Here is a 22,253-nt window from a genome sequence, read left to right as displayed (position 1 = left end):
GCTCGCAAGCCCGCCTATGATATCCAAGAATCGTCACCAGCTTAAGGCCCAAGGCGCAAATGAAACGATCCGCTTTCTTTATCTCCGACGGCACCGGCATCACGGCCGAAACGCTTGGTCAGAGCCTGTTGGCGCAATTTGAAAACATAACCTTCAACAAGTTCACCAGGCCCTATATCGACAGCATCGAGAAGGCCCGGGCGATGGTCCAGCAGATCAACAAGGCTGCCGAAAAGGACGAGGCGCGCCCGATCATCTTCGACACCATCGTCAATCAGGACATTCGCGAGATTCTGGCGACGTCCGACGGCTTCATGATCGATATTTTCTCGACCTTCCTGGCGCCACTTGAGCAGGAGCTTAGTTCACACTCCTCCTACTCGGTGGGCAAATCACACTCCATCGGTCACAACTCCAATTACATGGAGCGGATCGAGGCCGTGAACTTCGCGCTGGACAACGATGACGGTGCCAGAACCCATTATTACGACAAGGCCGACATCATTCTGGTGGGCGTTTCCCGCTGCGGGAAGACGCCTACCTGTCTATACATGGCCATGCAATTCGGCATCCGCGCGGCCAACTATCCGCTGACCGAAGACGACATGGAGCGCCTGCAACTGCCGGCAGCGCTCAAGCAGCACCGGTCGAAGCTGTTTGGCCTCACCATCGATCCCGATCGACTGACCGCCATTCGTCACGAACGCAAGCCCAACAGCCGTTATTCGAGCTTCGCCCAGTGCGAGTTCGAAGTGCGCGAAGTGGAAAACCTGTTCCGCCGGGAGAACATTCCGAACATCAATTCCACACATTTTTCGGTTGAGGAAATTTCGGCGAAAGTGTTGGTGGAAAAAGGCGTCGAACGACGCTTTAAATAGCGCGTTTGCAAACTGTAGGAGCGCGCTTGCCCGCGAATGCCTTCTGTTTATAACGAATACGTACCTGACAGAATGCTTTCGCGGGCAAGCGCGCTCCTACAAAAGACGAAGCAAAGCGTCAGAAGCTATCGCCCGGCACACGCACCCACCCTTCCATCAACACCCGCGCACTGCGGCTCATGATGGCTTTGTTCACCTGCCATTCGCCGTCGACCAGCGCCGCTTCTGCGCCGACGCGCAACGTGCCGGATGGATGACCGAAACGGACCGCGCTGCGCTCGCCGCCACCGGCCGCCAGGTTAACCAGCGTGCCAGGGATGGCCGCTGCAGTGCCGATCGCCACCGCCGCCGTCCCCATCATGGCGTGGTGCAGCTTGCCCATGGACATGGCGCGCACCAACAGATCGGCATCCTCCACCGTCACCCGCTTGCCGCTGGACGATACGTACTCGCTGGGGGCCGCAACAAAGGCCACTTTCGGCGTGTGCTGACGCTTGGCCGCCTCATCCACATGGGCAATCAAACCCATGCGCACGGCGCCGTACGCGCGGATGGTTTCAAACCTGGTCAAGGCATTTGCGTCGCTGTTGATCGCGTCCTGCAACTCGGTGCCGGTGTAACCGATGTCGCTGGCGTTGACGAAAATGGTCGGGATGCCGGCATTGATCATGGTCGCCTTGAACGTGCCGACGCCCGGCACCTCAAGCTCGTCCACCAGATTACCGGTCGGGAACATCGAACCGCCCGCGCCCTCTTCTTCGGCTGCCGGGTCCATGAACGCCAGCTGTACCTCGGCGGCGGGAAAGGTCACGCCATCGAGTTCGAAATCACCGGTTTCCTGCACCGCGCCGTTGGTCATCGGCACGTGGGCAATGATCGTCTTGCCAATATTGGCCTGCCAGATCCGGATCACGGCAACGCCGTTATCAGGCACGCGGCTGGCATCCACCAGGCCGTTGCTGATCGCGAACGGCCCGACCGCCGCCGAGAGGTTGCCGCAGTTGCCGCTCCAGTCCACGAACGGCGTGTCGATGGACACCTGGCCGAACAGGTAGTCAACGTCGTGATCGGCCTTGATGCTTTTGGACAGGATCACCGTCTTGCTGGTACTGGACGTCGCGCCCCCCATGCCATCGATCTGCTTGGCATAAGGGTCGGGGCTGCCGATCACCCGAAGCAACAGGGCATCACGGGACGGACCCGGTACTTGGGCGGCCTCGGGCAGATCCTGCAGGCGAAAAAACACGCCTTTACTGGTGCCGCCGCGCATGTAGGTCGCGGGAATCCTGATTTGCGCTGTATGAGCCATGGAATCGCTTTCCTTTCGTTCAAACGCCGACACCACCCTTTGGTGGCGTCGGCACGTCGTCAGGCCACGGAGGCCGATTCGAGGAAGTCTTGAGCGAAGCGCTGCAAGACACCGCCCGCTTCGTAAATCGACACCTCTTCGCCGGTGTCGAGACGGCAGGTGACCGGCACGTCCAGACGCTCGCCGTTGTTGCGATGAATCACCAGCGTCAGGGTCGCACGCGGCGTGCGCTCGCCGATGACGTCATAGGTCTCGGTGCCGTCGATACCCAATGTCGTGCGGTTGGTCCCGGGTTTGAACTCCAGCGGCAAGACGCCCATGCCGACGAGGTTGGTGCGGTGGATGCGCTCGAAACCTTCGGCAACGATGGCTTCCACACCTGCCAGACGCACGCCCTTGGCCGCCCAGTCGCGGGACGAACCCTGACCGTAATCGGCGCCCGCAACGATAATCAGCGGCTGTTTGCGCTCCATGTAGGTTTCGATCGCTTCCCACATACGGGTCACCTTGCCTTCCGGCTCGATCCGCGCCAGCGAGCCCTGCTTGACCTTGCCGCCTTCCTGAACCATTTCGTTGAACAGTTTAGGGTTGGCGAACGTCGCGCGCTGGGCGGTCAGGTGGTCCCCACGGTGGGTGGCGTATGAGTTGAAGTCCTCTTCCGGCAGGCCCATTTTCGCCAGGTACTCGCCCGCCGCGCTGTCGAGCATGATCGCGTTGGACGGCGACAGGTGATCGGTGGTGATGTTGTCTGGCAACACCGCGAGTGGTCGCATGCCCGTGAGCGTACGCTCGCCCGCCAGCGCGCCTTCCCAGTAAGGAGGCCGGCGAATATAGGTGCTCATCGGGCGCCAGTCGTACAGCGGATCGACTTTCGGGCCGGTGTCTTCATGGATCGCGAACATCGGGATATAGACCTGGCGGAACTGCTCCGGCTTGACCGATGCCTTGACCACCGCATTGATTTCTTCATCCGTCGGCCAGATGTCTTTCAGGCGGATCTCCTGGCCATCAGGGCCAGTACCCAGCACATCCTTCTCGATATCGAAGCGGATGGTGCCCGCGATCGCGTAGGCCACGACCAGAGGTGGCGAGGCGAGAAAGGCCTGCTTGGCATAAGGGTGGATACGGCCGTCGAAGTTGCGGTTGCCTGACAGCACGGCGGTGGCGTACAGGTCGCGGTCGATGATTTCCTGCTGAATCACCGGGTCCAGCGCACCGGACATGCCGTTGCAGGTGGTGCAGGCAAAGGCGACGACGCCGAAACCCAGCTGCTCCAGTTCGGTGGTCAGCCCGGCCTCGTCCAGATAAAGCGCGACGGTCTTGGAGCCCGGCGCCAGCGACGACTTCACCCACGGCTTACGGGTCAGGCCCAGTGCGTTGGCATTACGGGCCAACAAACCTGCGGCAATCACGTTGCGCGGGTTGCTGGTGTTGGTGCAACTGGTGATGGCGGCAATGATGACCGCGCCGTCGGGCATTTGGCCGGGCGTTTCTTCCCAGGCACTGGCGATGCCTTTGGCCGCCAGATCCGCGGTCGCGACACGGGCGTGCGGATTGGACGGCCCGGCCATGTTACGCACCACACTGGACAGGTCGAAGCTCAGTACCCGCTCGTATTGGGCAGTCGTCAGGCTGTCAGCCCACAGGCCGGTCTCCCTGGCATAGGTTTCCACCAGTTTCACTTGATCGTCTTCACGGCCAGTGAGCTTAAGGTAGTCAATGGTCTGCTGGTCGATGGAGAACATCGCCGCCGTGGCGCCGTATTCGGGTGCCATGTTGGAAATCGTCGCGCGATCCCCCAGCGTCAGCGCCCGAGCGCCCTCGCCATAGAATTCGAGGTACGCACCGACCACTTTCTGTTGGCGCAGGTATTCGGTCAGCGCCAACACCACGTCGGTGGCGGTAATCCCTGGCTGTGGGCGGCCGTTCAACTCGACACCGATGATGTCCGGCAAACGCATCCACGACGCGCGACCGAGCATGACGTTCTCGGCTTCCAGGCCGCCCACACCGATGGCGATCACGCCCAAGGCGTCCACGTGCGGCGTATGGCTGTCGGTCCCCACCAAGGTATCCGGGAATGCGACGCCATGGAGCGTCTGAATCACCGGCGACATTCGCTCCAGGTTGATCTGGTGCATGATGCCGTTGCCCGGCGGGATCACCTCCACGTTCTTGAACGCCTGCTTGGTCCAGTTGATGAAGTGGAAACGGTCCTCGTTGCGACGGTCTTCGATCGCACGGTTTTTGGCGAACGCATCAGGATCGTACCCGCCACACTCGACGGCCAGCGAGTGGTCGACAATCAGCTGCACCGGCACTACCGGGTTGACCTGCGCCGGATCACCGCCCATGTCGGCAATGGCGTCGCGCAACCCGGCGAGGTCGACCAGCGCGGTCTGGCCCAGAATGTCGTGGCACACCACACGCGCCGGGAACCACGGAAAGTCGAGGTCGCGCTTGCGCTCGATCAGTTGCGTCAGCGATGCCTTCAAGGTCAAGGGGTCGCAGCGGCGAACCAGGTTTTCGGCCAGCACGCGGGAGGTGTAGGGCAGCGTTGCGTAGGCACCGGGCTTGATGGCATCGACCGCCGCTCGGGCGTCGAAGTAATCAAGCGAGGTGCCGGGCAGTTGTTTGCGATGTTCAGTGTTCATCATCAGGACTCGGTCACGGTAGTTTCGGAGGGTGGGGCCTGATCCGGCGTAGCGCGCGCCTACAGGTATTCAGGCATCCCCACCGTTCAGCGCTGTTCGATTGGCACGAACGTGCGCTGCTCGACGCCGATGTACTCGGCGCTTGGACGGATGATGCGGTTGTTGGCGCGCTGTTCGAACACATGGGACGCCCATCCCGTCAGGCGCGAACAAACGAAGATCGGCGTGAACAATTTGGTAGGAATCCCCATGAAGTGATACGCCGAGGCATGATAGAAATCGGCGTTGGGAAACAGCTTTTTCTGCTCCCACATGGTCTTGTCGATGGCTTCAGACACCGGGAACAACACCGTGTCGCCGACCTCGTCCGCCAGTTTTCTGGACCAGCCCTTGATCACTTCATTACGCGGATCGTTGTCTTTATAGATCGCGTGGCCGAACCCCATGATCTTGTCCTTGCGCGCCAGCATCGCCAGCGTGCCTTGAGTGGCTTCTTCGGCCGAGGAAAACTTCTCGATCATGTCCATGGCGGCTTCGTTGGCGCCGCCATGCAACGGGCCGCGCAGCGTGCCGATGGCGGCCGTGACACACGAAAACAGGTCCGACAAGGTCGACGCGCAGACCCGCGCGGTAAACGTCGAGGCGTTGAATTCGTGCTCTGCGTACAGAATCAGCGAGACGTCCATCACCTTGCGGTGCAGTTCGCTCGGCGTTTTGTCCAACAGCAGCTTGAGGAAATGCCCGGCAATGGACACCTCGTCGGTCACGCAGTCGATCCGCTTGCCCTCGTGGCTGAAGCGGTACCAGTAACACATGATCGCCGGGAACGCGGCCAGCAGCCGGTCGGTGGAATCGTGCTGCTGATCGAAGCTGACTTCAGGTTCCAGCGTGCCAAGCATCGAGCAGCCGGTACGCATCACGTCCATCGGATGGGTGTCGGCAGGAATACGCTCCAGCACTTCTTTCAAGGCTGGCGGCAAGTCACGCAGCCCTTGCAGCTTTTCCAGGTAACGGTCCAGTTGCACCTGATTCGGCAGCTCGCCGTACAGCAGCAAATAGGCTACTTCTTCAAAACGGGCATCAGCCGCCAGCTCGCGAACGTCATAACCGCGATAGGTCAACCCGGCGCCGGCCTGGCCAACGGTCGACAGGGCCGTCTGCCCAGCCACCTGGCCACGCAGGCCAGCGCCACTCAATACTTTTGCTTCAGCCATTGCTGTCTCCAATCTTATAGTTTTCGGGGAATCGGCAATTCATGTCAGCGCTCACCGGATCATCAGAACGACGCGGGTCTGTAGGAGCGAATTCATTCGCGAAACATTCAACAGGCACAGAGATGCACCGCCTGAACGGACGTCTCGCGAATGAATTCGCTCCCACAGCGTTGTAGACGCCCATCCAAAAATCAGGGTGAACGCTCAGCCCTTCTTCTGCGCAAACAGCGCGTCCAGCTTCTGTTCAAAAGCGTGGTAATCGATGCGGTCATACAGTTCCATGCGGGTCTGCATGGTATCGACAACGTTCTTTTGCGTGCCATCGCGACGAATCGCCGTGTACACGTTTTCGGCGGCCTTGTTCATTGCGCGGAAGGCCGACAGCGGATACAGCACCAGTGAAACCTCCGCTGCCTTCAGTTCTTCGGTGGTAAACAGCGGCGTCGAGCCAAACTCAGTGATGTTCGCCAGAATCGGCGCCTTCACCCGCGACGCGAACAGTTTGTACATTTCAAGTTCTGTGATGGCCTCGGGGAACACCATGTCCGCCCCCGCCTCGATGCACGCCGCCGCGCGGTCCAGTGCGGATTCGAGACCTTCGACCGCCAGCGCATCGGTCCGCGCCATGATCACGAAACTGTCATCGGTGCGCGCGTCGACCGCCGCCTTGATGCGGTCGACCATTTCCTGCTGCGAGACGATTTCCTTACCGGGACGATGGCCGCAACGCTTGGCGCCCACCTGATCCTCAATGTGCATGGCGGCCGCGCCGAACTTGATCATCGACTTCACGGTCCGCGCCACGTTGAACGCCGACGCCCCGAACCCGGTGTCCACGTCCACCAGCAGTGGCAGCTCGCAGACATCAGTGATGCGACGGACATCGGTCAATACGTCGTCCAGGCCGGTAATGCCCAGATCAGGCACACCCAGCGAGCCGGCCGCCACACCGCCGCCCGACAGGTAAATCGCCTTGAAGCCGGCACGTTGCGCCAACAGCGCGTGATTGGCATTGATCGCGCCGACCACTTGCAAAGGATGCTCGCTCGCGACGGCATCACGGAAGCGTTGGCCGGCAGTCGTTCTTGAAGTCATTGTTCACCTCGGGCAGGAGTGGCTTGATGGCGTTGTTCTTGATAGCGCTGTTCGATATTGCGTTTCGATGCGCCGATATGACGGCGCATCAACAATTCGGCCAATTCCCCGTCGCGGTCGGCGATGGCATCCAGAATGCGGTGATGCTCCGTGAAGGCCTGACGCGGGCGATTGGGCGTGGTGGAAAACTGGATACGGTACATGCGCACCAGTTGGTAAAGCTCGCCGCAAAGCATCTGGGTCAACGTGCTGTTGCGCGCGCCCTGGATGATCCGGTAATGAAAGTCGAAATCGCCTTCCTGCTGGTAATACCCCACGCCCGCCTGAAACGCCGTGTCGCGCTCGTGAGTCTCGAGCACACGTCGCAAGTCGTCGACTTCCTGAGCCGTCATGCGCTCGGCAGCGAGTCGGCACGCCATGCCTTCCAGCGATTCGCGAATTTCATAGAGCTCAACGAGTTCGGCATGACTCAGGGACACCACGCGAGCGCCCACATGCGGAACGCGCACCAGCAGGCGCTGACCTTCGAGACGATGGATCGCCTCACGCAGCGGCCCGCGACTGATGCCGTAAGTACGCGCCAGTTCCGGCTCGGAAATCTTGCTGCCCGGCGCGATCTCACCTTTGACGATCGCAGCCTGAATGCGCCGGAAAACGTTCTCCGACAACGTTTCCGAATCGACCTGAGCAATCGCTGCAGTTTCGATGGATTCCAGCATTGTCGACACCTTTCAATGGAATGCGCCTAAATCTAGTCAAATACTCGCTTTCAGTCAAAGAGAAATTAATGATTGTCGACAATCGTCTAACAACCTCGAAGCAGCAGGCGTTTTCCCACAGGCACTGTCCATCCAACCCGTTACTGGCGCCATAAAACCTTCATGCTAGAATGCCGACCGCATTAGCCTGCCTGACCCTGCGATCAGGGACGTCCTTACTGGCCGTGGCTCTCAAGCCAGTCCGAACCCCGAGCTGACGTCGAACAGCTCCTCGTTTCCCTCCACCATGCCAGGACCTATGAGCCGCCATTCCCTACTTCTTCTCTTATGCCTGCTCCTGTCGGGCGTGCTCCGCCCGGATTCGAGCCTGGCAGCCGACAAGACCGTCTATGGACTGAACGAGTACGCTGAACTGGCCGGCATTGACCTTCAAGTCGCGGCAAAACTGGACACGGGTGCCAAAACGGCTTCGCTCAGCGCGCGCGACATCAAGCGTTTCAAACGTGACGGCGAGTCCTGGGTACGCTTCTACCTGGCCATCGATGATGCCCACGAACACCCGATCGAACGGCCTCTGGCCAGGGTCAGCAAGATCAAGCGCCGCGCCGGCGATGTCGATCCCGACGATGAAAAGAAATACACCGCGCGGCCGGTGATCAGTCTCGATGTGTGCATGGGCAGGGCTTCACGCACCATAGAAGTGAACTTGACCGACCGAAGTGCATTCCAATACCCGCTTTTGATTGGCTCCGAAGCGCTCAAACGCTTCGACGCGCTGGTTGATCCAAGCCTTAAATATGCAGCGGGCAAACCCGCCTGCGTCACTGATGCTCAAACCGCAGAGTAAACACATGCGCTCTCTAACCCTTCATCTGAAAATCCTGATCACAGCCCTGGTGGCACTGGGGATCGCGATCACGGCCTATCAGATATTGGTGCTCGGCATCCCGGTGACCGAAGACGAAACCGACGATTTGTGGAACATCGACGCCAAGGTCGAGTTCGTGGCCAACCCGAAAGACTCGGTCAAGGTCCAGATGTACGTACCGCCGCTCTCGCGCGACTACATCAGCCTCAACGAAAGCTTCATCTCCAACAACTACGGCGTGAACGTCAACCGCGCCGACGGCAACCGCAAGGTCACCTGGTCCGCCCGACGCGCCAACGGCAACCAGACGCTTTATTACCGCCTGGTCTTGACCAAGCGCTACGGCGGCGAAAAAGCCAAGATCAAGGGCCCGATTTTCCGTGACAGCATCGCCGTGGAAGGCCCGGAAAAAATCGCTGCCGACGCCCTGCTCGCCCCGATCCGTCAGCACTCGGCCGACGTCGAAACGTTCGTCAGCGAAGCCATCCGACGTGTCAACAATCTGAGCGACGACAACGTCAAGCTGCTCCTGGCCGGCGACACCTCGGTCCAGAACAAAGCCCGTATCACCGAAATCCTGCTGTCCATTGCTCACGTTCCCGTCGAGAAGGTCCACACCATTCGCCTGGTCGCCGACCAGCCGCAGACACCCGAGCTGTGGTTGCGCAGTTTCAACGGCAAGGACTGGCTGTATTTCAACCCCGAAACCGGTGAAGCCGGCCTGCCGCAGGACCGCCTCCTGTGGTGGATCGGCGACGACAACCTGATCACCGTCGAAGGGGGCAAGAAAGCGGCGGTCAGCTTCAGCCTGAACAACAGCGAGATGAACGCCATTCGCCTCGCCAAACTCACCGACGAAAGCACGGACGCCGACTTCCTCGAATATTCGCTGTACGGCCTGCCGCTGCAAACCCAGCAGACCTTCATGATCATGGTGATGATCCCGATCGGGGTGCTGGTCATTCTGATCCTGCGCAACCTGATCGGCCTGCAGACCCTGGGCACGTTCACTCCCGTACTGATTGCACTGGCGTTTCGCGAGACCCAGCTGGGCTTCGGCATCGTCTTGTTCACGATCATTACCGCGCTGGGGCTGTCGCTGCGCTCCTACCTTGAACACCTCAAGCTGCAGATGTTGCCCAGGTTGTCAGTGGTGCTCACCTTCGTGGTCGTGCTGATTGCCGCCATCAGCCTGTTCAGCCACAAGCTGGGGCTTGAACGAGGCCTGTCGGTGGCCCTGTTCCCGATGGTGATCCTGACCATGACCATCGAACGCCTGTCGATCACGTGGGAAGAACGGGGCGGCAGCCACGCGATGAAAGTTGCCATCGGCACGCTCTTCGCCGCTTCGCTGGCCCACATCATCATGAGCGTCCCGGAACTCATCTACTTCGTGTTCACGTTCCCGGCCATTCTGCTGATTCTTGTCGGTTTCATGCTGGCGATGGGTCGCTATCGCGGCTACCGCCTGACAGAACTGGTGCGTTTCAAGGCCTTCTTGAAGGAAGACGCCGAACGGGAAAACGTCAAATGATCGGCTGGTGGAAAACCTGGAAGGCCCTCGAAGCCAAAGGGATCATGGGCATCAACCGGCGTAACGCCGACTATGTGCTCAAGTACAACAAGCGCAGCCTGTACCCGATCGTCGACGACAAGATCATCACCAAGGAGCGGGCCATCGCGGCCGGCATTCATGTGCCTGAAATGTACGGCATCATTTCCACCGAGAAGGAAATCGAGAAGCTCGACGACATCATCGGCGGGCGCAGTGACTTCGTCATCAAACCCGCGCAGGGTGCGGGCGGCGACGGCATTCTGGTGATCGCCGACCGGTTCGAAGAGCGCTTTCGCACGATCTCCGGACGCATCATCAGCCACGAAGAAATCGAGCATCAGATTTCCAGCATCCTGACCGGCCTGTATTCCCTGGGCGGACACCGCGACCGCGCGCTGATCGAGTACCGCGTAACGCCTGACCAGATCTTCAAGAGCATCAGTTACGAAGGTGTGCCTGACATCAGGGTGATCGTGCTGATGGGTTACCCGGTCATGGCCATGTTGCGCCTGCCGACCCGCCAGTCCGGAGGCAAAGCCAACCTGCACCAGGGCGCCATCGGCGTCGGCGTTGACCTGGCCACCGGCCTGACCTTGCGCGGCACCTGGCTGAACAACATCATCAGCAAACACCCGGACACTACCAACGCGGTGGATGGGGTGCAACTGCCCAACTGGGACGGATTCATGAAACTGGCTGCCGAATGCTACGAGCTGTGCGGCCTGGGCTACATCGGCGTCGACATGGTGCTGGATCAGGACAGGGGTCCGCTGATTCTGGAACTCAACGCCCGTCCGGGCCTGAACATTCAGATCGCCAACGACTGCGGCCTGACGCATCGCACGACAGCCGTCGAGCAGCGACTGGCCGAGCTCGCCGCTCAAGGCAGACACGAGAGCCCGGAAGAACGCGTAAAATTCGCTCAGGCATTGTTCGGGCACGTTTGACGGCATGTGATCAATGCGCCTCAACACAGCTCAGACCCGACATGGCCTCTAGGACTCAACCCTCCCGGAGGACTACAATCGCCCTCCGCTGCCACGACTGATTTACCTCGAATGCCAACCTGCTCCGTACACCCGCTTGCCTATCAGGTCGACCCGACCGGGTACTTCTCGATCATTCGCCACGCGCCCGGCGCCGTGTTGCTGGACAGCGGCCGGCCCGAGGCTGAACGCGGGCGCTTCGACATCCTCAGCGCCTGGCCGCTGGAGACGTTGGCGCCGGCGGCCGATGAAAGCGGTACCGCCTTCCTGCAGAGACTGCGTGACCGCCTTGTCCTAATGGGCGAGGCGGATTTACCGAAAGAAAACCCACTGCCGTTTGCCGGCGGGCTGATCGGCTATCTGGCCTACGATTTCGGTCGGCTGCTCGAACCCCTGCCCTCGCAGGCCGTCGACGATCTGCATCTGCCCTCGGCCCGGCTCGGGCTCTACGCCTGGGCATTGATCAGCGATCACCAGTCAGGCACCAGCCAGTTGGTGTTTCACCCGTCACTCGACGACGAAACACGTAATCGACTGATCGGTCTATTTGAGCAACGACCTGGCAAAGACGACGGGCGTTTCCAGTTGGCGGCTCCTTTTGCTCCGGACATCACTGCCGACCAGTATCAGCACGCCATCGAACGCATTCATGCCTATATCCACGCAGGCGACTGCTATCAGGTGAATTACGCGCAACGCTTCCGTGCCGGATACCACGGAGATCCGTGGGCGGCCTATCAGGCGTTGCGTGTCGCCTGCCCCACCCCGTTTGCCGGCTATCTCGGCCTGCCCGATGGCAACGCAGTGCTGAGTCTGTCACCGGAGCGCTTCGTCAAGGTCAGTCAGCGCCAGGTGGAAACCCGCCCCATCAAAGGCACCCGGCCACGGGGCAAGGATGCGGCCGAAGACGCCGCCTACGCTGAAGAACTGCTGTGCAGCCCGAAAGACCGCGCTGAAAACCTGATGATCGTCGACCTGCTGCGCAACGACCTGGGTCGCAGCTGCCGCATCGGCTCGGTGAAGGTGCCGGAATTGTTCAGCCTCGAAAGCTACCCGAATGTCCACCATCTGGTCAGCGCCGTGACGGGCGAGTTGGCAACGGGCAAGGACGCACTGGACCTCATTGGCGGCAGTTTCCCCGGCGGCTCAATCACTGGCGCGCCGAAAATCCGCTCCATGCAGATCATCGACGAACTGGAGCCCAGCCGTCGGGCGCTGTATTGCGGATCATTGCTGTATCTGGATGTGCGCGGCGAGATGGACAGCTCCATCGCCATTCGCAGCTTGCTGGCCAAAGACGGGCAGATTGCCTGCTGGGGCGGCGGCGGTATTGTCGCCGACTCGCAGTGGGAAGCCGAATACCAGGAAACCTTCACCAAGGTTCGGGTATTGATGCAGACGCTGGAATCGCTGTAATGCCCGTCTCAATTTCACGGTAGGCGCAGCCGGCTGGCGCCTACCGAAAATGACCGCGCGATTACAGACTCAACGCCCGGTTCGACGCCTTGATGAACTCCCTTTTCAACGCCTCGAACGAATGCACGGCCGGGAACTGGGGAAATTCCCGTATGACATTGTCGGGCGCATGAAACAGGATCCCGACATCGGCTTCACCCAGCATGGTTGTGTCGTTGTACGAATCCCCCGCTGCGATCACGCGGTAATACAGGCTTTTGAACGCCAGTACCGACTGACGCTTCGGATCTTTCTGGCGCAGCTGATAACTGACCACCCGGCCGCTCTCATCCGTCACCAGACGGTGGCACAGCAAGGTCGGGAATCCCAGCTGACGCATCAGCGGCTGGGAAAACTCGTAGAAGGTGTCAGAGAGAATGACCACCTGAAACCGTTCGCGCAGCCAGTCGACAAAATCCACGGCACCTTCCAGCGGCGAAAGCGTGGCGATGACTTCCTGGATGTCAGACAGCTTCAGCCCGTGTTCGTCGAGAATGCGCAGGCGTTGTTTCATCAGCACGTCGTAGTCGGGGACATCGCGCGTGGTCGCGCGCAGCGACTCGATACCGGTTTTTTCCGCGAACGCGATCCAGATTTCCGGGACCAGCACACCTTCCAGATCAAGACAGGCAATTTCCACAAACCACTCCTTGTGTGTTCAGTCATGCGACGTCAGGGAAGCAGCACTCTAACCAGCTCGACGGGCAGTGCGCAAACTCAGGTTTCAGGCAAATCGCCGAAGGTTTTTGTTACCATCTGCGCCACTACGAGCGCTCAAGCGCCGCATTAAGAGCGCCTACGCGCCGCCACCGATTAGGAAGCCGCCTGATGAGCCATCCCTTCGACGTCGCCGAGATTGCAGCGACCTACGCTAACAAGTCCGCCCAGGACATTTTGAAGTTCGCCTTCCAGCACTTCGGCGATGAGCTGTGGATTTCCTTCAGCGGCGCGGAAGACGTGGTGCTGGTGGACATGGCCTGGAAGATCAACAAGAACGTCAAGGTCTTCAGCCTCGACACCGGCCGCCTGCACCCCGAAACCTACCGCTTCATCGATCAGGTCCGCGAGCAATACAAGATCGCCATCGATATCGTGTCACCTGACCGTGAAACGCTTGAGCCTTTCGTCAAGGAGAAGGGGCTGTTCAGCTTTTACAAGGACGGCCATGGTGAATGCTGCGGCGTGCGCAAGATTGAACCGCTGCGTCGCAAGCTGACTGACGTGAAGGCCTGGGCGACCGGCCAGCGTCGCGACCAGAGCCCGAGCACCCGCAACAGCGTGGCCGTGGTCGAAATCGATAGCGCGTTTTCGACGCCAGAGCGCCCGCTGTACAAATTCAACCCACTGGCGCAGATGAGCAGCGAGGACGTCTGGAATTACATCCGCATGCTCGAACTGCCGTACAACAGTTTGCATGAGCGCGGTTTCATCAGCATTGGCTGCGAGCCTTGCACACGCCCGGTGCTGCCGAATCAGCACGAGCGTGAAGGTCGTTGGTGGTGGGAAGAGGCAACGCAGAAGGAATGCGGGCTGCATTCGGGGAATTTGATCACCAAAGCTTGATGACCGCCGAACCGTAGACGCGTACTGGCCCGCGATTGCGTTATTTCAGCCACAGATCCAATACCGTGGCTGAAAAACCGCGGGCAAGCGCGCCCCTACACATTAATGCCTGTCAATGCTCCGGCAGCACCACGCCGTCGAACAGCTCTTCCAGTTCCTGCTTGTTATGGCACTGGATCGCCTTGGCCATGACATCGCGGGTCAGGTGCGGCGCGAACTTCTCAATGAAGTCGCACATGAAGCCCCGCAGGAACGTGCCGCGACGGAACCCGATCTTGGTAATGCTGGCTTCGAACAGTTCGCTGGCATCCAGCACCACCAGATCGCTGTCCAGCTTGGGGTCGACGGCCATTTTGGCGACGATGCCCACGCCCAGCCCCAGCCTTACGTAGGTCTTGATCACGTCGGCGTCGGCGGCGGTGAACACCACTTTGGGCGTCAGACCGCGATGACTGAACGCTTCGTCCAGCTTCGAACGCCCGGTGAAACCGAACACGTACGTCACGATCGGGTATTCGGCCAGAATTTCCAGCGTCAGCTTGGGCAGCTTGGTCAGCGGGTGCCCCTGAGGCACGACCACGCAGCGATTCCAGGTGTAGCACGGCATCATCACCAGATCGCCGAACAATTCCAGCGCCTCCGTGGCAATCGCGAAATCCACAGTACCGTCCGCCGCCATTTCGGCGATCTGCATCGGCGAACCCTGATGCATATGCAACGCCACGTCCGGGTATTGCTTGATGAAGTTGCTGATCACGGGCGGCAAGGCGTAACGCGCCTGAGTGTGCGTCGTCGCGATCGACAAGGTGCCTTTCTTCTCGTTGGAGAACTCTTGAGCGATCTGCTTGATGCTCTCGACCTTGCGCAGGATTTCGCCTGCCGTGGTAATGATCCGCTCCCCCGCCGGCGTCACACGTGTCAGGTGCTTGCCGCTGCGTGCAAAAACCTCGACGCCCAACTCGTCTTCGAGCAAACGGATCTGCTTGCTGATACCCGGCTGCGAGGTATACAGGCTTTGTGCCGTCGCCGAAACGTTGAGGTCGTGGTGCGCCACTTCCCAGATGTAGCGCAATTGCTGAAGCTTCATATGTGTCCCTCAAAGCCGGAAGACGCCGCAGGCATCAGCGACGGTATATAACTGGATTAATGGTCTGGAAGGCAAAGATAGAACTTTTTATCACTTTTAACCGGTAATGGCACGCTGCTTTTTTCACGCCCCCTGGGTTTCCACCTTTTACGCTCACACATTGGAACGGTTCTGCACCATTGGCACCATGTACACCGGCACCTCGGAAAGCTGTAACACCCTCGCAGCAGTTCGTCCGATCGGTGTATCCCCCTCGGCACCGTGGCTGTGACTGCCGACCACCAGCAGATCGACTTCAAGCCTCTGGGCCTGATCGAGGATCACGTTGGAGGGATCGCCCTGAACGACGCGTACGCTGCGGATCAGCTCAAGGTCCTGGTGATTCTCCTCAAGCTCATCACGAAAGCTGGCGAGCACCCTCAGCTCGATACTTTCGATGACCGTATTCACGCCTTCGCTGTGCAACTCTCTGAGCACGTCCTCAGCCAGATAACTTTGCAGCACGGATTCCGCAAACAGCCCCATAGGCTCGACGACATGGACCACGTGAAGCTCGGCATTGAACGTTTTGGCCAGCGCCAGCGCATGCTGCAGGACGTAGGGCGCATAAAGACCAAGGTCCGTGGCATACAGCATCGAGCGAATCATGTGACCTCCCGGCAGCCATGAAGGCGGAGTCACCATTGAGCGTAGCAGCGCACACGCGAATCGGCGGGTTTGATACAGCTTTCCGGTCTAAAGGTTCACGGTTTTAGCTCATTGCTGATGCCATGCGGAACATGCCCGGTGGCGACCACTTCGCGCGCTTTCTCGCAATGCCCGGGTTGATCGTCGAAAAACACGTCGGCCGCGAAGGCTTCGAGGAAGGCCGATTTTTCCAGCCCGCCCAGGAACAGCGACTCATCCAGTCGGATGTCCCACTCCCGTAGCGTGCGGATAACACGCTCGTGAGCGGGCGCAGAACGCGCGGTGACCAACGCCGTGCGAATGGGGCATGACTCTTCGGGAAACTCGCGCTGCAGCAGGTTCAACGCGGCAAGGAAGGGCTTGAACGGCCCGCCCGGCAACGGCTGACGCGCGGCTTCCCGTTCGCTGGCCTGAAAGGCCTCGAGCCCACCGGATTGATAAACCCGTTCGGACTCGTCGGAAAACAGCACGGCATCGCCGTCGAAAGCAATGCGCAACTCGGCACTGGCGGCGCGCCGGGCACCACCGGAGAGAATCGTTGCCGCCGCAAACCCCGCGTCCAGCGCGCTGCGCACATCCTCCGCGTGAGTGGACAGAAACAGGTGGCTGCCAAAGGCCGCGAGGTACGGAAACGGACTACGCCCTCCGACGAACGCCGCTCGGGAGATGTCCAGACCGTAATGCTGAATCGAATTGAAGACACGCAGGCCGGTGTCCGCACTGTTGCGTGACACCAGAATGACCTCCACGCGGGACTGACTGAGACTGGCATTGAGGCTCAGCAGCTTTTCCACCAGCAGAAAGGCATCGCCGGGCTCCAGCATTTCATCTTCATGATCAATCTGGTACTTGCGATACGCGGCAACCCCGTCTGTCATGTAGATCGCATGACTTTCCCGCAGGTCGAACAACGCGCGCGAAGAGATCGCCAGAACCAGCTTGCCGCCTGCAGTTTTCATGGTCAGATCGTTGGCCATCGGCTACTCCGTCAATTCAATGAGCTCGCGCGCCGACAGAGCGCGCGATTACAGAAAGATTGGCTCTAGCCTCCACGGCGACTGCGATCAATGAAGGCCAGCGCGTGGTACAACGTCCGAATCTTCGGCATGTCACAGCCCGCCGCCAGCGCGGCTGCCAGTGGTTTTGCGTAAATCGCTTCCAACTCCAGCGGGCGCTGTTCGACAAAATCGTGGTGCATGCTCGGGCGATAATCCGGCATGTGCGCGGTAACCTTGAAGAGTTGCTCCGCGTACCCTTCCGGCAGGGTATGGCCGCAGGCTTCAGCGCCCTGCACCACCTCGGCCATCAGACCTTGAATCAATTCGCGGCTGTCCGGGTCTGCCATCAGCGGCGTGGTGCTGGCATTGAGCAGCACTGATAGCCCGTTGTAAGGCACGTTCCACACCAGCTTCTGCCAGCGCGCCTTGTCGAGGTTATCCATTGCCACCGATTCGATACCGGCCGTGTGGAACAGCGCAGCCCCCTCTTCGACAATGTTCTGACGAGTTGCACCTTCGGCTGCGGGCCCGCTGTGGTATCCAATGTTCACGGCGCCGAACGCCTGGTGTGCGATCTGACCGGGACCGGTGCGGTGTACGCAAATGAAGCACAGTCCGCCGAGCAGATGCAGCGAGTCGGGCAACACGGCGCGCAGATCGTCCTCGACGCCCAGGCCGTTTTGCAGCATCAACACCTTGGCGTTCGGCGCGGCGGCCTGAATGATTGCCGGCGCGACACCGTTATTGCCGGTGGTCTTTGCGCCCACCAACAGCCAGTCACAGGCGGGCATATCGTCGGCTGAGGCATACGCCTGAACCGATTCCAGGCTCAACGCACCGTGCACCTGGCTGTCCACGCGTAAACCGTTCTGCGACACCGCGCTGAATTCACTGCGCAGCAGAAAATGCACGTCATAGCCGGCCCGGGCCAGCATCAGGCCGTAGAAACCGCCGATGGCGCCGGTGCCAATGATGCCCACGCGAGGCTTTTTGATGATTTCGCTCATGCTTCCCCCGTTCAAGGTAACTCGTCAGGCGCGCGCGCCAAGGCCTGCTCCAGGCCGACAGTGATAGCTTCAGAGGACATTTTGCTGCGTAACGCGCCGTAAAATTCTCCGTCGCGAATGACGAACAGCGAAGGCAGGTGGAATACGCCGTAGCGTTGCACTGCACCACCGTTCTCCTCGGCATCGATCCAGCACAGCCGGTCGACCGGCAACGATTGCTCCGGCAGGTGATGCCGGGCCCAGCGGCAACTGGAGCAACCCACGCTGGTGAATATAAGCAGCGAGACGCCAGGTAACGCCAGCAGTTGCTGATCGAGGTCAAAATCCGTCAGTTGCAGTTGGTCCACGCCGATCTCTCCAGGGTGCGCTCGTGCGCTGTCGGTCCACAGGGCGCAGTTTACCCACATCAGGCGCCCTGTCGGCTCCGCCTGCGGACAAATGTGCTAGACAATCCCGCGCCTGCAGGAGGAAAGCCACGTTTACCCATTGTCGAAGTACTGGCGAACGCGCTAAGGTTCGGCTCCCCCGTTGCGCTCAATAATGCTCGGCTCCGCCGCACGGGGACGTTGGCGGCCAGCATCCGTGACCTGATGAGTAACACGATGGCTGATTTACCGATTGACGACCTCAACGTTGCCTCCAACGAGACACTGATCACTCCGGATCAGCTCAAGCGCGAAATCCCCCTCACCGCTGCCGCCCAGGCCACCGTGAGCAAGGGTCGCGAAGTGATCCGCAACATTCTTGATGGCAAGGACCACCGCCTGTTCATCGTGATCGGGCCGTGCTCGATCCATGACATCAAGGCTGCCCACGAATACGCCGAGCGCCTGAAAGCTCTGGCGGCGGAAGTGTCCGACACCCTGTACCTGGTCATGCGTGTCTACTTCGAAAAACCGCGCACCACCGTCGGCTGGAAAGGCCTGATCAACGACCCGTACCTGGATGACTCTTTCAAGATTCAGGACGGTCTGCACATCGGTCGCCAACTGCTGCTGGATCTGGCCGAGAAAGGCTTGCCCACCGCGACCGAAGCCCTTGATCCGATCTCGCCGCAGTACCTGCAGGACCTGATCAGCTGGTCCGCCATCGGCGCACGCACCACCGAATCCCAGACTCACCGTGAAATGGCGTCCGGCCTGTCTTCGGCCGTCGGCTTCAAGAACGGCACCGACGGTGGCCTGACGGTTGCCATCAACGCCCTGCAGTCGGTGTCTAGCCCGCACCGTTTCCTGGGTATCAACCAGGAAGGGGGTGTCTCCATCGTCACGACCAAAGGCAATGCCTATGGTCATGTGGTGCTGCGCGGTGGCAACGGCAAGCCGAACTACGACTCGGTCAGCGTCGCACTCTGCGAACAGGCGCTGAACAAGGCGAAGGTCAAACCGAACATCATGGTCGATTGCAGCCACGCCAACTCCAACAAGGATCCGGCGCTGCAGCCACTGGTCATGGAAAACGTCGCCAACCAGATCCTGGAAGGCAACGAGTCGATCATCGGCCTGATGGTCGAAAGCCATCTGAAATGGGGTGCTCAAGCCATCCCTAAAGACCTCGCCGATCTGCAATACGGCGTGTCGATCACCGATGCATGCATCGACTGGGAAAGCACCGAGAAGACCTTGCGCAGCATGCACGCCAAGCTCAAGGACGTGCTGCCCAAGCGCAAGCGCGACTGATCGCTAATCTGGAAACAACAACGCCGAGCAATTGCTCGGCGTTTTTCATGACAACATTTACGGCTTCAATCCACGGTTCAGATCTTGGCGGCCTGACGCTGATTGCGCTCCATGTAGCGCTCAACGTAAGAGCACGAGGGAATGACGGTGTAGCCCATGCTTTCTGCGTAATCGAGCGCCACCTCAGTCAGTGCCGCCGCAATGCCTCGTCCCCGCAACGCGTTGGGAACGAACGTACGATAGATGTCCAGGGTCTGTTTCCCCAGGTCCATGTACGTCAGATAGGCTCGGTGACCGTCGATGTTGATCTCGAACTGGTGACCGGTCTGGTCATGGTGGATGGACAACGCCTCGCTCATCACTACTCCTCGCGGGTCTTGGAATTGGACCCCTACCTTACCCATCTTTGTCCGGCGAAGGAACCTCTACAGGCAAGTATGAAAACCACCGCGCGCCGACCGCCTACGGGCCTGTGCGCGCAATACTGCCTTCTACGCCACCCTGTGCCTGATTTGGACACCGAGAAGAGCCTGGCTGTTCTCAAACAAAGAGCACCTGCAAATAGTAGGCGCCATTATCGAATCCGCTCAAGTGAATCAACAGGAAAATGCACTGCCGCACATCTGACCGGACAGCACGATGGAACCTGACGTCGCCGGGTAATGTCCATTGAGACGTCAATGGTTCGGCAAAGTCACTTTGAGCACCAAAGAACAAGCATCATCGCCGATCATCGTCTATACAAAAAAAGGCTGTAACGCGGTTCAGCGCAGCTTGGCCGGGGCCAGCGTCCCGATGATTGACCCGGGTCACGTTATTGACGCGAGCAGGGTCAACCGTCCACGGCTGCCCCACTGGCAGGTGTATTCGCCTGACAGGGCTGGGTTTTTTCCAGACAAAAAGCGTGAAGAAGTGCGCGGAACACTTTCAAAGCAAAGAATTTTATGCGGTTCTTGCGCTTAGTCCGTTTACTTACTACAAACAATGGGTAGTATGTACGCCGGTCATTTTCTCATTTTCGAGAGATGATTAATTTGATAGAAGTCCTTTAAGGGGAACACGATGAACAACGTTCTGAAATTCTCTGCTCTGGCCCTGGCCGCAGTTCTGGCTACCGGTTGCAGCAGCGCCTCCAAAGAAACCGAAGCTCGTCTGACTGCAACTGAAGACGCAGCTGCTCGTTCGCAAGCTCGTGCTGATGAAGCCTATCGCAAGGCTGATGAAGCTCTGGCTGCTGCTCAGAAAGCTCAGCAGACTGCTGACGAAGCCAACGAGCGCGCTCTGCGCATGTTGGACAAGGCAAGCCGCAAGTAATAATCCCTCGGGATTATTGATAAGCCGATCCGGTTTCGGATCGGCTTTTTGTTGCCTGATTTCCTTACCCGGGACGCTTGCGAAACCGTTTCCCGGCACGGTCTTCAGGCAATAAAAAACCCGTTCACCCTGCCCTGCGTCGCAGAGCGTGGTGAACGGGTATCAGCGTCAGGTCAGGCAGTTTACGTTTACTGCAGCGTGACCGGCGTGTTGTTAACGGCCGCAGCCGCCGTTCCTGGCACCGCGATCTCTACCGGCATGCCGTCTTCGGCAGCGACCACATCACGTACTTCATCCCAGTTGATCCGCAGGTTGTTGGCCAGGTCTTCACGCTTGAGCAGCGCGTTGATGACAGCCGTGTGCTTGTCGACCACCGACGGGTTGCCGCTCTCATCCAGCGGCGTGTGCGCTTCGAGGTACACCTTGCCACCGCTGATGCCGAACTTGTAGGGCTCGTTCATGATGCGCACGGTCGTGCCAACGGGAACCATGCCGGCCATTTCCAGCACGTTGTTGTTGTACATGCGGAAGCAGCCGTGGCTGGTGCGCATGCCGATCCCGAATTTTTTATTCGAGCCGTGGATCAGGTAACCCGGCAGGCCCAGACCGAACTTGAAGGGCCCGAGCGGGTTATCAGGCCCTGCCGGCACCACGTTGGGCAGGATGTCGCCATCGGCGGCATGTTCGGCCTTGACCGACGCCGGCGGCGTCCAGGTCGGGTTGGGTGTCTTGGCGGTCACCTTGGTTGTGGAAACCGGCGAACCCCAGCCTTCACGTCCAATACCCAGCGGGAAGGTGTACACCACATTCTGGCCTTTCGGGTAATAGTACAACCGGTACTCGGCGAGGTTGATGACGATCCCTTCACGCGGGCCCGGCGGCAGAATGAAGCGGGTCGGCAGAACGACCTGCGTCCCGGCGCCCGGCAGCCAGGCGTCGACGCCGGGGTTGGCCGCGATCATTTCCAGATAGCCCAGGTCGTACTTTGTGGCGAGGTCGGCGAAGGTGTCTTCGTACTTGGCTGTTACGGTCTGGACCGCGCCGATGATGTCTTCGCCGGGTGGCGGCAACGGAAACTCCAGAGCGGAGACAGGGCCGGCCGCACACAGTGCAGCAAGCGACAGACAGCGGGCGAAAGCTGGAATGCGCGACAACATCCGGGGAATCCTTGGGTAAACGGGAGGC

Annotated in this window: 21 protein-coding genes; 8 read left to right on the top strand and 13 right to left on the bottom strand. The window is 59.8% G+C overall.

Annotation, left to right across the window (positions count from 1 at the left end; genetic code table 11):
* Positions 1–59: 59 nt before the first annotated feature.
* Positions 60–878 carry a posphoenolpyruvate synthetase regulatory kinase/phosphorylase PpsR gene (ppsR, locus tag AB4N84_RS22725; RefSeq protein ID WP_074749755.1) on the top strand — a complete coding sequence of 273 codons (819 nt, stop codon included), beginning with the start codon at positions 60–62 and terminating at the stop codon, positions 876–878.
* 118 nt (positions 879–996) lie between these two features.
* Here the strand turns inward: ppsR and prpF are convergent, their stop codons facing one another.
* The 5 genes from prpF to AB4N84_RS22700 all read right to left on the bottom strand — a co-directional run bounded on the left by prpF (position 997) and on the right by AB4N84_RS22700 (position 7,869).
* Positions 997–2,187, bottom strand: a complete 1,191-nt coding sequence (prpF, locus tag AB4N84_RS22720; RefSeq protein WP_460043282.1) for a 2-methylaconitate cis-trans isomerase PrpF — start codon at positions 2,185–2,187, stop codon at positions 997–999.
* Positions 2,188–2,246: 59 nt separating this feature from the next.
* On the bottom strand, positions 2,247–4,841 hold the full coding sequence (gene acnD, locus AB4N84_RS22715; protein WP_460047105.1) for a Fe/S-dependent 2-methylisocitrate dehydratase AcnD: 2,595 nt from the start codon (positions 4,839–4,841) through the stop codon (positions 2,247–2,249).
* An 86-nt stretch (positions 4,842–4,927) separates the two neighbouring features.
* Entirely contained in the window at positions 4,928–6,055 is a 1,128-nt protein-coding gene (gene prpC, locus AB4N84_RS22710) for a bifunctional 2-methylcitrate synthase/citrate synthase (protein ID WP_460043281.1), read from the bottom strand.
* 204 nt (positions 6,056–6,259) lie between these two features.
* Positions 6,260–7,150, bottom strand: coding sequence for a methylisocitrate lyase (gene prpB, locus AB4N84_RS22705; RefSeq protein ID WP_460043280.1), 891 nt, complete (start codon positions 7,148–7,150; stop codon positions 6,260–6,262).
* Positions 7,147–7,869: a GntR family transcriptional regulator gene (locus tag AB4N84_RS22700; RefSeq protein WP_074749751.1), complete on the bottom strand. Its 723-nt coding sequence runs from the start codon at positions 7,867–7,869 to the stop codon at positions 7,147–7,149. Before AB4N84_RS22700 ends, prpB begins: the two co-directional genes overlap by 4 nt.
* 298 nt (positions 7,870–8,167) lie before the next feature.
* Here AB4N84_RS22700 and rloA point away from each other — a divergent pair, with 298 nt between their 5' ends.
* The 4 genes from rloA to pabB all read left to right on the top strand — a co-directional run bounded on the left by rloA (position 8,168) and on the right by pabB (position 12,694).
* Positions 8,168–8,716 carry a retropepsin-like aspartic peptidase RloA gene (gene rloA, locus AB4N84_RS22695; RefSeq protein WP_074749750.1) on the top strand — a complete coding sequence of 183 codons (549 nt, stop codon included), beginning with the start codon at positions 8,168–8,170 and terminating at the stop codon, positions 8,714–8,716.
* A 4-nt stretch (positions 8,717–8,720) separates the two neighbouring features.
* The gene (rloB, locus tag AB4N84_RS22690; RefSeq protein WP_460043278.1) at positions 8,721–10,271 is read left to right on the top strand and encodes an osmotic stress tolerance membrane protein RloB; all 1,551 of its coding nucleotides are present in this window, start codon (positions 8,721–8,723) and stop codon (positions 10,269–10,271) included.
* Complete coding sequence (locus AB4N84_RS22685; protein ID WP_167362027.1) at positions 10,271–11,239, top strand: alpha-L-glutamate ligase-like protein; 969 nt, start codon at positions 10,271–10,273, stop codon at positions 11,237–11,239. The genes rloB and AB4N84_RS22685 overlap by 1 nt, the downstream gene beginning before the upstream one ends.
* A 111-nt stretch (positions 11,240–11,350) precedes the next feature.
* A complete protein-coding gene (gene pabB / locus AB4N84_RS22680; protein WP_460043277.1) occupies positions 11,351–12,694 on the top strand; it encodes an aminodeoxychorismate synthase component I in 1,344 nt (447 codons plus the stop codon).
* A 61-nt stretch (positions 12,695–12,755) separates the two neighbouring features.
* On the opposite strand, the gene thrH is transcribed toward pabB, so the two are convergent.
* Complete coding sequence (thrH, locus tag AB4N84_RS22675; RefSeq protein ID WP_460043275.1) at positions 12,756–13,373, bottom strand: bifunctional phosphoserine phosphatase/homoserine phosphotransferase ThrH; 618 nt, start codon at positions 13,371–13,373, stop codon at positions 12,756–12,758.
* A 188-nt stretch (positions 13,374–13,561) separates the two neighbouring features.
* Here thrH and AB4N84_RS22670 point away from each other — a divergent pair, with 188 nt between their 5' ends.
* Complete coding sequence (locus AB4N84_RS22670; RefSeq protein ID WP_074749745.1) at positions 13,562–14,296, top strand: phosphoadenylyl-sulfate reductase; 735 nt, start codon at positions 13,562–13,564, stop codon at positions 14,294–14,296.
* A 112-nt stretch (positions 14,297–14,408) separates the two neighbouring features.
* Here AB4N84_RS22670 and cysB read toward each other — a convergent pair whose 3' ends face one another.
* The 5 genes from cysB to AB4N84_RS22645 all read right to left on the bottom strand — a co-directional run bounded on the left by cysB (position 14,409) and on the right by AB4N84_RS22645 (position 18,464).
* Entirely contained in the window at positions 14,409–15,383 is a 975-nt protein-coding gene (gene cysB, locus AB4N84_RS22665) for an HTH-type transcriptional regulator CysB (protein ID WP_062382408.1), read from the bottom strand.
* A 153-nt stretch (positions 15,384–15,536) separates the two neighbouring features.
* Positions 15,537–16,031 (bottom strand): universal stress protein, encoded by a 495-nt coding sequence (locus AB4N84_RS22660; protein WP_460043273.1) that lies wholly within the window; start codon positions 16,029–16,031, stop codon positions 15,537–15,539.
* Between the two features lie 95 nt (positions 16,032–16,126).
* Positions 16,127–17,029: a 5'-nucleotidase gene (locus AB4N84_RS22655; protein WP_460047104.1), complete on the bottom strand. Its 903-nt coding sequence runs from the start codon at positions 17,027–17,029 to the stop codon at positions 16,127–16,129.
* Positions 17,030–17,112: 83 nt separating this feature from the next.
* A complete protein-coding gene (locus tag AB4N84_RS22650) occupies positions 17,113–18,075 on the bottom strand; it encodes a putative 2-dehydropantoate 2-reductase (protein ID WP_460043272.1) in 963 nt (320 codons plus the stop codon).
* An 11-nt stretch (positions 18,076–18,086) separates the two neighbouring features.
* Positions 18,087–18,464 (bottom strand): thioredoxin family protein, encoded by a 378-nt coding sequence (locus AB4N84_RS22645; RefSeq protein ID WP_460047102.1) that lies wholly within the window; start codon positions 18,462–18,464, stop codon positions 18,087–18,089.
* A 213-nt stretch (positions 18,465–18,677) separates the two neighbouring features.
* On the opposite strand from AB4N84_RS22645, the gene AB4N84_RS22640 reads away from it, so the two are divergent.
* Positions 18,678–19,754 (top strand): 3-deoxy-7-phosphoheptulonate synthase, encoded by a 1,077-nt coding sequence (locus AB4N84_RS22640; RefSeq protein WP_460043270.1) that lies wholly within the window; start codon positions 18,678–18,680, stop codon positions 19,752–19,754.
* 77 nt (positions 19,755–19,831) lie between these two features.
* Here the strand turns inward: AB4N84_RS22640 and AB4N84_RS22635 are convergent, their stop codons facing one another.
* A complete protein-coding gene (locus tag AB4N84_RS22635) occupies positions 19,832–20,113 on the bottom strand; it encodes a GNAT family N-acetyltransferase (RefSeq protein ID WP_074749740.1) in 282 nt (93 codons plus the stop codon).
* Between the two features lie 703 nt (positions 20,114–20,816).
* Here AB4N84_RS22635 and oprI point away from each other — a divergent pair.
* Positions 20,817–21,068: an outer membrane lipoprotei OprI gene (gene oprI / locus AB4N84_RS22630; RefSeq protein WP_003199355.1), complete on the top strand. Its 252-nt coding sequence runs from the start codon at positions 20,817–20,819 to the stop codon at positions 21,066–21,068.
* Positions 21,069–21,256: 188 nt separating this feature from the next.
* Here the strand turns inward: oprI and AB4N84_RS22625 are convergent, their stop codons facing one another.
* A complete protein-coding gene (locus AB4N84_RS22625; protein WP_460043268.1) occupies positions 21,257–22,225 on the bottom strand; it encodes a L,D-transpeptidase family protein in 969 nt (322 codons plus the stop codon).
* Positions 22,226–22,253: the final 28 nt, after the last annotated feature.

It is taken from the genome of Pseudomonas sp. S2_H01 (assembly GCF_054668305.1).
Note: the sequence above shows the minus strand (reverse complement) of the source record. Positions and strands in the feature narration are given on the sequence as shown.